Origin of the sequence: Acidovorax sp. SUPP950, from assembly GCF_030158935.1 — a bacterium.
GTDB lineage: Bacteria > Pseudomonadota > Gammaproteobacteria > Burkholderiales > Burkholderiaceae_C > Paracidovorax.
On the sequence record NZ_BQXE01000004.1, the window covers coordinates 81,382 to 96,376 of the forward strand.

11 protein-coding genes are annotated in these 14,995 nt (G+C 67.7%); 10 read left to right on the forward strand and 1 reads right to left on the reverse strand.

Annotation, left to right across the window (positions count from 1 at the left end; genetic code table 11):
- Nucleotides 1-176 precede the first annotated feature (176 nt).
- Entirely contained in the window at nt 177-2,270 is a 2,094-nt protein-coding gene (locus tag AVME950_RS17330; RefSeq protein ID WP_284430949.1) for an alpha/beta hydrolase domain-containing protein, read from the forward strand.
- Nucleotides 2,271-2,348: 78 nt separating this feature from the next.
- Here AVME950_RS17330 and AVME950_RS17335 read toward each other — a convergent pair whose 3' ends face one another.
- A complete protein-coding gene (locus AVME950_RS17335) occupies nt 2,349-3,809 on the reverse strand; it encodes an aminotransferase-like domain-containing protein (RefSeq protein ID WP_284430776.1) in 1,461 nt (486 codons plus the stop codon).
- Nucleotides 3,810-3,975: 166 nt separating this feature from the next.
- Between AVME950_RS17335 and AVME950_RS17340 the strand changes: the two genes are divergently transcribed.
- The 9 genes from AVME950_RS17340 (at nt 3,976) to typA (ending at nt 14,981) form a co-directional block, all read left to right on the forward strand.
- Nucleotides 3,976-4,743, forward strand: coding sequence for a c-type cytochrome (locus AVME950_RS17340; protein WP_284430777.1), 768 nt, complete (start codon nt 3,976-3,978; stop codon nt 4,741-4,743).
- On the forward strand, nt 4,740-6,023 hold the full coding sequence (locus AVME950_RS17345; protein ID WP_284430778.1) for a cytochrome c: 1,284 nt from the start codon (nt 4,740-4,742) through the stop codon (nt 6,021-6,023). Before AVME950_RS17340 ends, AVME950_RS17345 begins: the two co-directional genes overlap by 4 nt.
- Before the next feature lie 17 nt (nt 6,024-6,040).
- The gene (locus AVME950_RS17350) at nt 6,041-6,421 is read left to right on the forward strand and encodes a thioredoxin family protein (protein WP_284430779.1); all 381 of its coding nucleotides are present in this window, start codon (nt 6,041-6,043) and stop codon (nt 6,419-6,421) included.
- Between the two features lie 252 nt (nt 6,422-6,673).
- Complete coding sequence (gene rimP, locus AVME950_RS17355) at nt 6,674-7,264, forward strand: ribosome maturation factor RimP (RefSeq protein WP_272568705.1); 591 nt, start codon at nt 6,674-6,676, stop codon at nt 7,262-7,264.
- 76 nt (nt 7,265-7,340) lie between these two features.
- Entirely contained in the window at nt 7,341-8,825 is a 1,485-nt protein-coding gene (nusA, locus tag AVME950_RS17360) for a transcription termination factor NusA (RefSeq protein WP_272568708.1), read from the forward strand.
- Nucleotides 8,826-8,848: 23 nt separating this feature from the next.
- On the forward strand, nt 8,849-11,698 hold the full coding sequence (gene infB / locus AVME950_RS17365) for a translation initiation factor IF-2 (RefSeq protein ID WP_272568710.1): 2,850 nt from the start codon (nt 8,849-8,851) through the stop codon (nt 11,696-11,698).
- 15 nt (nt 11,699-11,713) lie between these two features.
- Nucleotides 11,714-12,085 carry a 30S ribosome-binding factor RbfA gene (gene rbfA / locus AVME950_RS17370; RefSeq protein WP_272568711.1) on the forward strand — a complete coding sequence of 124 codons (372 nt, stop codon included), beginning with the start codon at nt 11,714-11,716 and terminating at the stop codon, nt 12,083-12,085.
- A gap of 89 nt (nt 12,086-12,174) precedes the next feature.
- Nucleotides 12,175-13,164, forward strand: coding sequence for a tRNA pseudouridine(55) synthase TruB (truB, locus tag AVME950_RS17375; RefSeq protein ID WP_284430950.1), 990 nt, complete (start codon nt 12,175-12,177; stop codon nt 13,162-13,164).
- A complete protein-coding gene (gene typA, locus AVME950_RS17380; RefSeq protein WP_272568713.1) occupies nt 13,161-14,981 on the forward strand; it encodes a translational GTPase TypA in 1,821 nt (606 codons plus the stop codon). The genes truB and typA overlap by 4 nt, the downstream gene beginning before the upstream one ends.
- Nucleotides 14,982-14,995: the final 14 nt, after the last annotated feature.

A 14,995-nucleotide genomic window follows, 5' to 3' on the forward strand; every position in this document is an offset into this window, starting at 1 on the left:
CCTCACGGCCCATCGGGCCGCGCCCTGAAGGCGCGCACGTCCCCGCCGCAGCGCACGGCGGGGAGGGCGCAGCCTTGCCCTGTACCGACGACAACACCCAAGAACCTTCCGGAGACAAAACCATGACATTCCCGTCCTTCGCGATTTACCCGCTGGGTCGCCCCCGGCTGCGCGCCATGGCGCCCGTGCTGGCTGCGGCGCTGCTGGCCGCCTGCGGCGGCAGCGATTCCCCTCCCGCGGCCACCGCCCCGCAGATGCGCCTGTCCATCACGGCCACCGAGGACGTCGCGGGCACCTACGGCAGCGTGGGCGCCTACGAGAAACTGACCGGCACCCTGCGCGGCGAGGTCGATCCCGCCGACCCGCGCAATGCGGTGATCCAGGACCTGCAACTGGCCCCCGTCAATGCGCGCGGCATGGTGGAGTACAGCGCCGACTTCGTGATGCTCAAGCCCAAGGACATGGCCCGCGCCAGCGGCGTGCTGCGCTACGACGCGCCCAACCGCGGCAACATCCTCACGCAGCCCAACCCGGCCGCGACGCCGGGCGATGCGGTGTACTTCGAGCGGGGCTACGTGATGCTGTATTCGGCCTGGCAGGGCGATGTGCCCAAGAGCACGCCCGCTCGCCTGACCGTGACGGTGCCCGTGGCCCGGAACCAGGACGGCAGCACCATCACCGGCCCGTACCGCACCGAACTCGTGCCCACGGCCGCCGTGGCTGCCATGGCGCTGCCGGGCGGCGTGTTCAACGGCACCATGATCCCGTACGAGCCCGCCAGCCTGGACAACACCCAACCCGGCTATTCGCTCACCCGCCGACGCAACGAGACCGATGCGCGCGAGCCCGTGCCCTCGGGCCAGTGGAAGTTCGCCACCTGCGATGCGGCCGCCAACCCGTTCCCGGGCACGCCCAACCCGGCCAGCGTGTGCCTGCAGGGCGGCTTCGATCCGCAGTACCTGTACGAGCTGGTCTATGTGGCGAAAGACCCCAAGGTCATGGGCGTGGGCCTGGCGGCGCTGCGCGACACGGTGAGCTTTTTCCGCAGCGCGGCGGCCGATGCCGATGGCCGGGCCAACCCGGTCGCCGGCCGCATCCAGTCCACGCTGGGGCAGGGCACCTCGCAGTCGGGCAATGCGATGAAGACCTTCCTGCACCTGGGCTTCAACCAGTCGCTGCGCGGCGGCAAGGTGTTCGACGGCATGTTCGCCCACGTGGCCGCGCGCCAGACCCACATCAACACGCGCTTCGCCGTGCCGGGCGGCGGCGGTGGGCTGCGCACCGACCACACGGCCTTCGGCCAGACGGCGCCGCGCGGGCTGGACAAGGACTACAGCGACGAGGTGAGCGGCCGGCAAGGCGGCGTGATGAAGCGCTGCGCGGCCACCGACACCTGCCCGAAGTTCTTCCTGGGCCTGTCGGGCACCGAGTTCTGGCAGCTGCAGGGCTCACCGGTGCTGACGGATGCCAACGGCCTGCGCGACCTCGCCCAGCCCGCCAATGCGCGCATCTACTACTACGCCAGCACGCAGCACGGCGGCACGGGCGGCACCGAAAGCATCAGCTACGCGCCCACGCGCAATGTCTATCCGGCCGGCACGGTGGTGCACTTCACCGACACCTTCCGCGCGCTGTTCATCGCGCTGGAAGACTGGGTGGTGCGCGGCACCGAGCCGCCAGCCAGCCAGGTGCCCAAGGTGGCCGACGGCACGCTGGTGCCGCCCGCGAAGCTCGTGTATCCGGCCATGCGGGGATTGACCTGGAGCGTGGGCGGCACGCCGACCGCCATCCCGGCGTTCGACTACCTGGCGCGCTACAACGGCTTCTCACTGCTGGACTTCGGGCCGCAGTACGTGCCGCAGGACGAGTCCGGCATCGCCACGCTGCAGCCGCCGCGCGCCGTGGGCCGCGACTACGCCATCCTGGTGCCGCAGGTGGACCCGTCCACCGGCCTGGCCCGCGCCGGCATCCAGAGCGTGGAAGCGCGCGCCCCGCTGGGCACGAGCATCGAGTTCAACTACGTGGCCACGCCGGGCATCACCGATCTGTCCAACCTCACCGGCAGCTTCATTCCCTTCCACAAGACGCGCGCCGCGCGGCTGGCGGCGGGCGATGCGCGGCCGTCGTTGGAAGAGCTGTACGGCACGCAGGCCGGCTACGTGGCCGCGGTCACCCAGGCGGCCGATGCACTGGTGGCGGGGCGCCTGCTGCTGCGGCGCGATGCAGATGCGCTGATGGCCAAGGCCAGGGCGTCTTCCGTGCTTCCCTGACGCGGAAGGATGGCGGGGCGGCGGTTTGAAAGAAAAAGTGCCGATGCCCTAGTCGTCATTGTCTCTGTTGCTATTGATTTAATAGCAATCGGTGGCGGCGCCGGTGGGCCCGCTCCGGCACAGCGCGCCGGCCAGCGCCCCCACGGTGCGCAGGGCCTCGTCGAAGCGCGCCGCGGCCGGGTGGCCGCAGTTGATGCGCACGCAGTGCGAGAAGCGCCGGTCGGTGGAAAAGAGGTGCCCCGGCGCCAGGCTGATGCCCTGGCCCAGCGCCGCGCGGTGCAGGGCCAGGGCATCCACGGACTGGGGCAGCTCCACCCACAGGAAATACCCGCCGTCCGGCCGCGACACGCGCGTGCCGGGCGGAAAGTGCTCGGCGATCAGCGCCCGTGCGCGCGCCTGCTGGCGCGCCAGCGTGCCACGCAACTGGCGCAGGTGCCGGTCGTAGCCGCCCTGGTCCAGGTATTCCGACAGCGCCTGCTGCGACGGCGTGGCGGTCGAAAGCGTGGTCATCAGCTTCAACCGCTGCACCGCGCCGGCAAAGCGGCCCGCGGCCACCCAGCCCACGCGGTAGCCGGGCGCCAAACATTTGCTGAACGAGCTGCAGTGCAGCACCTGGCCCCCGGTGTCGAAGGCCTTGGCCGGCGGTGGGCGGCGCGGGGCGAAGTGCAGTTCGCCATACACGTCGTCCTCGATCAGCGGCACGCCGTGGCGGGCCAGCAGCGCCACCAGCGCCTCCTTGCGCTCCTCGGGCAGGGTGCTGCCCAGCGGGTTCTGGAATGTGGGCATCAGCCAGCAGGCCTTGACGGGGTGCGCGCGCAGCGCGCGTTCCAGGGCGCCCAGGTCGATGCCTTCGCGCGGGTGGGTGGTGATCTCCACCGCGCGCAGCCGCAGCCGCTCCAGCGCCTGCAGCGCCGCGTAGAAGGTGGGCGACTCCAGCACCACGATGTCGCCCGGCTGCGTGATGGCCTCCAGGCACAGGTTGAGCGCCTCCATCGCGCCGTTGGTGGTCACGATCTCGGCCGCATCCACCGCCATGCCGTGCAGGCCGTAGCGCAGCGCGATCTGCTGGCGCAGCCGCTCGTCGCCTGGCGCCAGGTGCTGCACGATGGCGGCCGGGTCCAGCCGGCGCATGCCGCTGGACAGGCAGCGCGCCAGCCGCGCCAGCGGAAAGAGTTCAGGGCCCGGAAACGCCGACCCGAGCGGCACCAGGTGCGGGTCGCGCGCCGATCCCAGCACGTCGAACACCAAGTCGCTGATCTCCACGCCGCGCGAGCCGTCGTGCGGCGCCGAAGGCTGGGGCTCGGCCGGGACGCGGTCCGTGGCGGACGGCTGCCGGTGGCTCACGTAGTAGCCCGAGCGCGGCCGCGCATGCACCAGGCCCTGCGCTTCCAGCAGGTCGTAGGCCGCGAACACGGTCGATGGGCTGATGCCCCGGGCCCGGCTGGTTTCCCGCACCGAGGGCATGCGATCGCCCGCGCGCAGGGCGCCGCTGTGGATCAACTGGGCGAGGGCGTCGGCGTGGCGTTCGTAGCGTTTCATGGACGGGAGCGGACCGGGGAGGGGTGGTGGATGGACCGTGGCGGCGTGGACGGCATGCAACTGATCCGTATTTTTAGCGGCAAACTGAATCTGTACTGTTTTGCCCGAGGTGCGTAGAGTCGCACCATGGCAGACCTGCCGCATTTCCACGTCCGATCGGATCCCCATGAATGAAACCGCACGCCGGGCCGGGCGCCTGGCCTTGCCGGCCCTCGTGTCGCTGCTGGCGCTGCTGACGGCGGCGGGGCCGGCCGCCGCGGCGGCCCCTGCCGACGGGCCGGCCGCTCCTGCCCTGGGCGACCGCGTGCTGGCCTGCACCGCCTGCCACGGCTGGGAAGGGCGCGCCACCCAGGAGGGCTACTTTCCGCGCATCGCCGGCAAGCCGGCGGGCTACCTCTACCACCAGCTGCTCAATTTTCGGGACGGCCGCCGCAGCTATCCGCAAATGGCCTACCTGCTGGAGCACATGACTGACGACTACCTGCGCGAGATCGCCGCGCATTTCGCCGCGCTGGACCTGCCCTACACGCCGCCGCCCCCGACCCCGGCCACGCCTGCGGCCCTGGAACGCGGGCGCACGCTGGTGCGCCAGGGGGATGCGGCGCTGGGCATTCCGGCCTGCGTGCAGTGCCATGGGGCTGCCATGACCGGCGTGGCCCCGGCCATTCCCGGCCTGCTCGGATTGCCGCGCGATTACCTCAACAGCCAGATTGGCGCCTGGCAGACCGGCCAGCGGCGTGCCCAGGCGCCCGATTGCATGGCCCATGTGGCCCGCCAGCTTGCACCCGAAGACGTGAGTGCGGTCACCGCCTGGCTGTCCGCGCAGGCCGTGCCCGCCGACGCTCGGCCTGCCGCTGCCTTGCCCGGCCGGCTGCCGATGCCCTGCGGCGGCGTGGCCGCTGCCGGCACGGGCGCATCGGGGGGCTTGCGATGAAGCGCGCGCTGAAAGGGCTGGCCGGCCTGGTGCTGCTGGGCGCCTTGGCGTGCGCCGTGGTGGTGTACCTGAACCTGCGCGGCGAAGCGCCCTTGCCGCCGCAGGACGTGCCCCTGGCCCAGCCCGCGCCGCAGGCCGTGCAGCGCGGCGAATACCTGGCGCGTGCGGGCAATTGCATGTCGTGCCACACCGCGCAGGGCGGGGCGCCGTTCGCCGGAGGTCGGGGCGTGGAGACGCCGTTCGGCGTGGTGTTCGCCAGCAACCTCACGCCCGACGCCGAAACCGGCCTGGGGCGCTGGACAGCGGCGGAGTTCTGGCGCGCGATGCACCACGGCCGGTCTCGGGACGGCCGGCTGCTGTACCCCGCGTTTCCCTACCCCAACTACACCCACGTCACGCGCGAGGATTCCGACGCGATCTACGCCTACCTGCGCAGCCTGCCGGCCGTGCAGCGCACCAACACGCCGCATGCGCTGGCGTTCCCGTTCAGCACGCAAGCCGCGCTGGCCGGCTGGCGCGCACTGTTCTTCCGGCCCGGCACGCTGGCGCCCGATCCGCAGCAGTCGGTCGAATGGAACCGTGGGGCCTACCTCGTGCAGGGCCTGGGCCATTGCGCGGCCTGCCACAGCCCGCGCAACGCCTTCGGCGCGACGAGCGAGTCGCAGGCGTTCCGCGGCGGGCTCATCCCGGTACAGAACTGGTATGCCCCAGCCCTCAACGCCGCCGCCGAGGCGGGTGTGGCCGGCTGGCCGCAGGAAGACGTGGTGGCGCTGTTGCGCACCGGCGTGGCGCCGCGCGGGTCGGTCACCGGGCCCATGGCCGAGGTGGTGTTCCGCAGCACCCAATACCTGAACGACGCCGACCTGGGCGCCATGGCGGTCTACCTGCGCGCGCTGCCCGCACACGAACGCCCGGCGCCGGCGGTGGTACCCCCGTCCGCTTCGGCCATGGAGCGGGGCGCTGCCGTGTATTCGCAACAATGCGCGCAATGCCACGGAGAGCGCGGCGAGGGCCGGCCTGGGGCGTTTCCCGCACTGGCAGGAAACCGCGCCGCGACCATGGAAAATCCGACCAATCTGGTGCGCATGGTGCTCCTGGGCGGTTACCCGCCCACCACGGCCGGCAACCCGCGTCCCTACGGCATGCCGCCATTCCGTCACGTGCTGGGTGACGACGACGTGGCGGCGGTATCGACCTATGTTCGCAACGCCTGGGGCAACCGGGCGGCCAGTGTGGGTACGATGGACATCTACCGCGCCCGTGAGGGGCGCCATCCCTGAGCTCCACCCTTTCTTCCATGCACGCACCGGCCGCCTCTCCCGACATCTCCCTTTCCAGCGCGACCGCCGGCTGGTGGGTCGTCTGCCTGTGTGCCGGCTGGTGCGGTGCGTGCCGCGAATACCGGGCGGTGTTCGACACCGTGGCGCAAGCCCATCCGCAGGCCCGCTTCGTGTGGGTGGACATCGAAGACGAGGAAGACCTGGCCGGCGATCTGGACGTGGAAACCTTTCCGACCCTGCTCATCGCCGATCCGGCCGGCGCGCGCTTTCTCGGTCCGCTGCTGCCCCAGTCCGGGGTGCTTTCGCGGTTGCTCGACAGCCTGGCATCCCAGCCTCCGGCAGGGCGGGATCCGCAGGCCCAGGCGCTGATCGAACGGGTGCGCGCAGCCCATGGATAGCGGAGAACCGCCGGGTTTTTCGCTCGCTGGCCGCAGGGGCGGCCAGTACGCCTGTGGCGCCAATGCAAATTGCATGCCGCCGCCTTTGCAAAGCGGCGCGCGACAGGCTACAATTGCATCTTCACGACCAAACGGGCGGGTACCTACCGCCCGTTTTTTTTGGCCGTTCGCTTTTGGAGCTCGAAGCTGCCCTGGAAGGTCCTAGGTGGTTATCGGGTTTTTTGTACTTCTGGATACTGAACAGAACAACACGTGGCATTGCAGCAGATCGTTGAACAAACCGTGACCGGGCTGGGCTATGACCTGGTGGAGATCGAGCGCTCCGCCGGCGGCCTGCTGCGCATCACCATCGATTTGCCCTGGCAGGCGCCCGTGGAGGGCGAGCCCGTGCTGCCCGAGCAGTTCGTCACCGTGGAAGACTGCGAAAAGGTCACGCGGCAACTGCAGTTCGCGCTGGAAGTGGATGGCGTCGAGTACAAGCGGCTGGAGATTTCCTCGCCCGGCATCGATCGCCCTCTGCGTCACGAGCAGGATTTCATCCGTTTCACCGGGCACATGGTGGACCTCACGCTCAAGGCGCCCATCGGCGAGGCTGGCGGCGGTCAGGTCAATGCCAACCGCAAGAAATTCCGCGGCACGCTGGAGCGTACCGAAGCCGGTGGATGGCAGGTCGTCTGGAGCGAGGAGCCGCCCGTGAAGCCTGGCCAGCGGGTCAGCAAGAAACGGGTACCGGCGCCGCTGCAAGCGCTGGGTTTCACGCTGGACGAACTGCGCGATGCGCGCCTGGCGTCCATCGTCGATTTCAAGGGGCGGGGATCCAAAGACGGGCCGGTCCAGGCCTGACACACCGAACGAATACAAAGGTTGGCGCGCGCGGCGCGGCGGCCTTCAAGAGATTGAAAAATAGGAGAGTCGTCGCATGAATCGCGAACTGTTGATGTTGGTCGAAGCCATTTCGCGTGAGAAGAACGTGGAACGCGATGTGGTCTTTGGCGCCGTCGAATTGGCCCTTGCCCAGGCCACGAAGAAGCTGTACCAAGGCGAAGTGGACATCCGTGTCGCCATCGACCGTGACAGCGGCAACTACGAGACTTTCCGTCGCTGGCTCGTCGTGCCCGACGACGCTGGTCTGCAGAACCCCGAAGCCGAAGAGCTGCTGATGGATGCCCGCGAGCGCATCGCCGACATCGAAGTGGGTGAATTCATCGAAGAAGGCGTCGATTCCGTGCCGATCGGCCGCATCGGCGCCATGGCTGCCAAGCAGGTCATCCTGCAGAAGATCCGCGACGCCGAGCGCGAGATGCTGCTCAACGACTTCATGTCGCGCGGCGAAAAGATCTTCACCGGCACCGTCAAGCGCATGGACAAGGGCGACATCATCGTCGAGTCGGGCCGGGTGGAAGGCCGCCTGCGCCGCTCCGAGATGATCCCCAAGGAAAACCTTCGCAATGGCGACCGCGTGCGCGCCATGATCATGGAAGTGGACCTGACGCTGCGCGGCGCGCCCATCATCCTCTCGCGCTCGGCGCCCGAGTTCATGATCGAGCTGTTTCGCAACGAAGTGCCCGAGATCGAGCAGGGCCTGCTGGAGATCAAGAGCTGCGCGCGCGATGCCGGCAGCCGCGCCAAGATCGCGGTGCTGTCGCACGACAAGCGCGTCGATCCCATCGGCACCTGCGTGGGCGTGCGTGGCACGCGTGTCAACGCGGTCACCAACGAACTGGCCGGCGAGCGGGTGGACATCGTGCTGTGGTCGGAAGACCCCGCCCAGTTCGTGATCGGCGCGCTGGCGCCGGCCAACGTGTCGTCCATCGTGGTGGATGAAGAGAAACACGCCATGGACGTGGTGGTGGACGAGGAAAACCTCGCCATCGCCATCGGCCGCGGTGGCCAGAATGTGCGCCTTGCTTCCGACCTGACGGGCTGGAAGATCAACATCATGGACGCGGCTGAAAGTGCGCAAAAGCAGGCCAACGAGACCGACACGGCCCGCAAGCTGTTCATGGAAAAGCTCGATGTGGACGAGGAAATCGCCAACATCCTGATCGAGGAAGGCTTCGCCAGCCTCGAAGAGGTGGCCTACGTGCCGCTGCAGGAAATGCTGGAGATCGAAAGCTTCGACGAAGAAACCGTGAACGAGCTGCGTGCCCGCGCCAAGGATGCGCTGCTCACCATGGAAATTGCCCGAGAGGAAAGCGTGGACGGCGTTTCGCAGAACCTGCGCGATCTCGAGGGCCTCACGCCCGAGTTGATCGGCAAGCTCGCCGAAGGCGGCGTGAACACCCGGGATGATCTGGCCGACTTAGGCCTTGACGAACTGACCGCCCTGACCGGCCAGTCTGAAGAAGATGCCAAAGCCTTGATCATGAAGGCGCGCGAACATTGGTTCGCGGGGCAAGAGTAGGTCAGGGGAGGTACGAACCAAATATGTCCAGTAACACAGTCGCCGAGTTCGCCACTGAACTCAAGAAATCGCCAGAAACCCTGCTCGACCAGCTCAAGTCTGCCGGGGTGGCCAAGGCCGCCCCGACCGATGCCTTGACCGAAACGGACAAGCAAAAGCTGCTGGCCTTCCTGCAGGCCAGCCACGGCACCGCCTCGGCCGATCGCAAGAAGATCACCTTGACGAAAAAATCCACCAGCGAGATCAAGCAGGCCGATGCCACCGGCAAGGCGCGCACGATCCAGGTGGAAGTGCGCAAGAAGCGCACTTTCATCAAGCGCGACGAAGGGGGCGAGGGCGCCTCCGACGCCGGCTCCGACGAGGCTGCCGAAGCCGCGGAAACCGTGATGTCTCCGGAATCGCAGGACCTCGTGCGCCGCGAAGAGGAGGCGCGCCGCCAGGCCGAGCTGATCGGCCACCAGGAAGCCGAGCTGAACGAAAAGCGCCGCGAGCGGGAAGCCCGCGAACAGCGCGAGCGCGAAGCCGAAGAGCGTGCTGCTGCCTACGCCGCGCAGGAGCAAAGCCGCAAGGCCCAGATGCAGGCGGAAAAGCAGGAGGCCTCACGCGAGCAGGCGGCGGAAGCCAGTGCACGCCAGGCCGCCCAGGCAGAAGCCCGCGCCAAGGCCGAAGAGGAATCCAAGGCCCGTGCGGCCGAGGAAACCGCGCGCGCCGTCGATCTGGACGAACGCCGCCGCAAGGCCCTGGCCGAAGCCGAGGCGATCCGCGCCATGATGGCCGCACCCAAGAAGGTGCTCGTGGCCAAGAAGCCCGAGGAGCCCAAGCCGGCTCCCGCGGCCGCCAAGCCCGCCGGTGCCGATGCCAAGAAGGGCACGCTGCACAAGCCGGCCGCTGCGCCGGGTGCCCGTGCACCGGCCGCGCCCGCCGGCGGCAACAAGGAGGTCAAGTCCGCCAAGCTGTCGTCCAGCTGGGCCGGCGATCCTGCCAAGAAGAAGGAAATCAAGACGCGCGGCGACAGCAGTGGCGGCGTGGGTCGCAACAACTGGCGCGGGGGGCCCCGTGGCCGCCGCAACGAGCGCGACGACCACCATCACCAGCAATCCGCTCCGGTGGAAGCCCGCATCATCGAAGTGCACGTGCCCGAAACCATCACGGTGTCCGAGCTCGCGCACAAGATGTCGATCAAGGCGTCCGAAGTCATCAAGGCGCTGATGAAGATGGGCCAGATGGTCACCATCAACCAGCCGCTGGACCAGGACACCGCCATGATCGTGGTGGAAGAAATGGGCCACAAGGCCGTGGTGGCGGCGCTGGACGATCCGGAAGCCTTCACCAACGACGACGTGGCGGGTGCCCAGGCCGAATCGGTCTGGCGCGCTCCGGTGGTCACCGTCATGGGCCACGTGGACCACGGCAAGACCTCGCTGCTGGACTACATCCGCCGTGCCAAGGTGGCCGCGGGCGAAGCCGGCGGCATCACGCAGCACATCGGCGCCTACCACGTGGAAACGCCGCGCGGCATGATCTCGTTCCTGGACACCCCGGGCCACGAGGCATTCACCGCCATGCGGGCCCGCGGTGCGCAGGCCACCGACATCGTCATCCTGGTGGTGGCGGCCGACGACGGCGTCATGCCGCAGACCAAGGAAGCCATCAAGCACGCGAAGGCGGCCGGTGTGCCCATGGTGGTCGCGATCACCAAGTCCGACAAGCCCGATGCCAACCCCGACCGCGTCAAGCAGGAACTGGTGGCCGAGCAGGTCGTGCCCGAAGAGTACGGCGGCGATTCGCCTTTCGTGCCCGTGTCCTCCAAGACCGGCATGGGCATCGACGACCTGCTGGAGCAGGTGCTGCTGCAGGCCGAAGTGCTGGAACTGCGCGCCCCGGTCGATGCGATGGCCAAGGGCCTCGTGATCGAAGCCGAGCTGGACAAGGGCCGCGGCCCCGTGGCCACGGTGCTGGTGCAGTCCGGTACGCTGAAGGTCGGCGACGTGGTGCTGGCAGGCCAGACCTATGGCCGCGTGCGCGCCATGCTGGACGAAAACGGCAAGGTCGCCAAATCGGCCGGTCCGTCGATCCCGGTGGAAATCCAGGGCCTGACGGAAGTGCCGCAGGCCGGCGACGAATTCATGGTGCTGGGCGACGAACGCCGGGCCCGCGAAATCGCCACCTACCGCGCCGGCAAGTTCCGCAACACCAAGCTGGCCAAGCAGCAAGCGGCCAAGCTGGAGAACATGTTCGCCGACATGACGGCGGGCGAGGTCAAGTACCTGCCCATCATCGTCAAGGCCGACGTGCAGGGTTCTCAGGAAGCGCTGTCGCAGTCGCTGCTCAAGCTGTCCACGGACGAGATCAAGGTCCAGCTCGTGTATGCGGGCGTGGGCGGTATCAGCGAGTCCGACATCAATCTGGCGATCGCCTCCAAGGCCATCGTGATCGGCTTCAACGTGCGTGCCGATGCCGGCGCGCGCAAGACGGCCGAGAGCAACGGCGTCGACCTGCACTACTACAGCATCATCTATGACGCCGTGGACGAGTTGAAGGTCGCCATGTCCGGCATGCTGGCCCCCGAGCAGCGCGAGGAAGTCATCGGCACGGCCGAGATCCGCACGGTGTTCGTGGCCACGAAGATCGGCACGATTGCCGGTTCGTATATCACCTCGGGCATGGTCCATCGCAACGCACGCTTCCGCCTGCTGCGCGACAACGTGGTGGTCTACACGGGCGAAGTCGACTCGGTTAAGCGCCTCAAGGACGATGTCAAGGAAGTCAAGGAAGGCTTCGAGTGCGGTATCAAGCTCAAGAACTACAACGACATCAAGGAAGGTGATCAGCTGGAGTTCTTCGACATCAAGGAAATCGCGCGGACGCTGTAAGGCCCGAGGCTCGACATGGCTGCGAAGAAATCCTCCACCCCCAACCGCGGCTTCAAGGTCGCCGATCAGATCCAGCGCGATCTGACGGAGCTGATCGCGCGCGAATTGAAAGATCCGCGCGTGGGCATGGTGACGCTGCAGGCCGTGGAGGTGACTCCCGACTACGCGCATGCCAAGGTCTTCTTCAGCGTGCTGATCGGTGACCCCGAAGCCACGCAGGTGGCGCTGAACCAGGCCGCGGGCTTCCTGCGCAACGGCCTGTTCAAGCGCCTGCACATCCACACCGTGCCCACGCTGCACTTCGTGTTCGACCGCACCACCGAGCGTGCGGCCGACATGAACGCCTTGATCGCCAAGGCGGTTTCTTCGCGCGCCCAAGAAGACTGAGCATGCATACCGACGGGCCGCCCCAGGGAGCGAGTGCCCCCTTGGGGGGCAGCGATTTGCACGCAGCGAACGGGCCGCGTGGCGGTGCGGTGCGCGCGCCTCGCACCCGCATCCAGCGGCGTCCGGTGCATGGCGTGCTGCTGCTCGACAAACCGCTGGGCCTGTCGAGCAACGATGCCCTGCAGAAGGCCAAGTGGCTGCTGCGGGCCGAGAAGGCGGGCCACACCGGTACGCTCGATCCCCTCGCGACGGGCGTGCTGCCGCTGTGCTTCGGCGCGGCGACCAAGTTCAGCCAGCTGCAGCTGGACGCTCCCAAGACCTACGAGGCCATCGCCCTGCTGGGGACGACCACCACCACCGGCGACGCCGAGGGCGAGGTGCTGGCGCAGCGCGAGGTTGATCCGGCGAAGCTCACGCCCGAGCGCCTGGCCGAGGTGCAACGCCAGTTCACGGGACCGATCCGCCAGGTGCCGCCCATGCACAGCGCGCTCAAGAAAGACGGCAAGGCGCTGTACGAGTACGCACGCGCCGGCATTGCCGTGGAGCGCGAGGCGCGCGCCGTGGTCATCCATGCATTGAAACTGGCTCCAGTGCAAGAAACACTAGGGCGTTATGCTATCAAAATAATAGTGACCTGCAGCAAGGGCACCTACATCCGCACGCTGGGCGAGGACATCGGTGCCGCGCTCGGTTGCGGCGCGCACCTCACGTTCCTGCGGCGCATCGACACCGGCGGGCTGGGCGTGGAGCGCTGCGTCACGCTGGCCGCGCTGGAGGCGATGGACGAGGGTGAGCGCATGGCCTGCGTGCACCCCGCCGAGATCCTGCTGGCACAGCATGTGCGTGTCACGCTGGACAGCGAGAATGCCGGGCGGTTCCTGTCCGGCGTGCGCCGCCGCGGCCCCTGGCCTGATGCGCCCGCGGTCGCGGTCTTCGGAGACGATCCCCATGCCCTGCTGGGCGTGGGCCACACCACAGCGGGTGAACTGGTGCCCGACCGGCTCCTGAGCCCCTTGGAAATTCAACAGATTCTAGAAAGCACGCCGCAGGTAGAGCGCGGCATATTGGAAGCACTATGAGCAAACAAATCCGCAATATCGCCATCATCGCGCACGTTGACCACGGCAAAACCACCATGGTCGACCAGCTGCTGCGCCAGTCCGGCACCTTCGCCGACCACGAAAAGGTCGTCGATACCGTGATGGACAACAACGCCATCGAAAAAGAGCGGGGCATCACCATCCTGGCCAAGAACTGCGCCGTGAGCTGGGAAGGCACGCACATCAACATCGTCGACACCCCGGGCCACGCGGACTTCGGCGGCGAAGTGGAACGTGCCCTGTCCATGGTGGACAGCGTGGTGCTGCTGATCGACGCGCAAGAAGGGCCCATGCCCCAGACGCGTTTCGTGACCAAGAAGGCCCTGGCCCTGGGCCTGCGCCCGATCCTGGTCGTGAACAAGGTGGACAAGCCCGGTGCCAACCCCGACAAGGTGGTGAACGCCGCGTTCGACCTGTTCGACAAGCTGGGCGCGACCGACGAGCAACTCGACTTCCCCGTGGTGTATGCCTCGGGCATCAATGGCTGGTCTTCGCTGGAAGAAGGCGCTCCCGGTGAGCAGTGGGGCCCCGACATGTCGGCCCTGTTCAACACCATCCTCAAGCACGTGCCGCCGAACTCGGGTGACCCGACCGCTCCGCTGCAGCTGCAGATCTCGGCGCTCGATTTCTCCACCTTCGTGGGCCGCATCGGCGTGGGCCGCATCAGCCAGGGCACCGTGAAGCCCGGCCAGGACGTGCTGGTGATGGAAGGCCCCGAGGGCAAGAGCGTCAAGGGCCGCATCAACCAGGTGCTGACCTTCCAGGGCCTGGACCGCATGCAGACGCCCCTGGCCGGCCCGGGCGACATCGTGCTGATCAACGGCATCGAGGACATCGGCATCGGCGTGACCGTGACCGACCCCTCCAATCCCGCACCGCTGCCCATGCTCAAGGTGGACGAACCCACGCTGACCATGAACTTCTGCGTGAACACCTCGCCCCTGGCCGGCCGCGAAGGCAAGTTCGTGACCAGCCGCCAGATCTGGGACCGCCTGCAAAAGGAACTGCAGCACAACGTGGCCCTGCGCGTGAAGGAAACCGACGAAGAAGGCATCTTCGAGGTGATGGGCCGTGGCGAACTGCACTTGACCATCCTGCTGGAAAACATGCGCCGCGAAGGCTATGAGCTGGCCGTGTCCAAGCCGCGCGTGGTGTTCCGCGACATCAACGGCGAAAAGCACGAGCCGATCGAGCTGGTGACGGCCGACATCGAAGAAACCCACCAGGGCGGCGTGATGCAGGCCCTGGGCGAGCGCAAGGGCGAACTGGTGAACATGGAGTCGGACGGCCGTGGCCGCGTGCGCCTGGAGTACCGCATTCCGGCCCGTGGCCTGATCGGTTTCACCAACGAATTCCTGAACCTGACGCGCGGCTCGGGCCTGATCTCCAACATCTTCGACAGCTACGAACCGCACAAGGGCGCCATCGGCGGCCGCAAGAACGGCGTGCTGATCTCCATGGACGACGGTGAAATCTTCACCTACGCCCTGGGCAAGCTGGACGACCGCGGCCGCATGTTCGTGAAGGCGAACGACCCGGTGTACGAAGGCATGATCGTCGGCATCCACAGCCGCGACAACGACCTGATCGTGAACGCCACGCGCACCAAGCAGCTGACCAACTTCCGCGTCTCCGGCAAGGAAGACGCGATCAAGATCACGCCCCCGATCGACCTCACGCTGGAATACGGCGTGGAGTTCATCGAGGACGACGAACTGGTCGAGATCACGCCCAAGAGCGTGCGCCTGCGCAAGCGCTTCCTGACGGAAAACGAGCGCAAGCGCGCCGGCCGCTGACCGATGAGTGTGAG